We start from the raw sequence: 358 nt of genomic DNA, 5'->3' as shown, positions 1-358 counted from the left end.
TTTCCGAATGGGACAACCCGTCATTCTGAAGGAATGACATCTTGCATAGCAAGAGGCTAACGCAGGGAACTGAAACATCTTAGTACCTGTAGGAAAAGAAAATAATAATGATTCCCCTAGTAGTGGCGAGCGAACGGGGATTAGCCCAAACCAATGTTGTTACGGCAATATTGGGGTTGTAGGACCACGATGTCGCAAGAAATTTAGTGAGAAGAACCCTTTGGAAAATGGGACCATAGACGGTGATAGTCCGGTATTCGAAGCTAAATGAAGCGTAGTGGTATCCTGAGTAGCGCGGGACACGAGGAATCTTGCGTGAATCTGCCGGGACCATCCGGTAAGGCTAAATACTCCCGAG

General features: G+C 47.2%; 1 other annotated feature (only partly in view).

Features of this window, described 5'->3' with window-relative positions:
• Window positions 1–350 (top strand) — a sequence feature (23S ribosomal RNA rRNA prediction is too short) (it extends 114 nt beyond the left edge of the window).
• The last annotated feature ends 8 nt before the right edge of the window (window positions 351–358 follow it).

This window comes from Bacteroides sp. DH3716P (assembly GCF_025914115.1).
Classification (GTDB): Bacteria; Bacteroidota; Bacteroidia; order Bacteroidales; family Bacteroidaceae; genus Bacteroides; species Bacteroides ovatus.
This window is presented reverse-complemented; position numbering and strand designations above follow the sequence as displayed.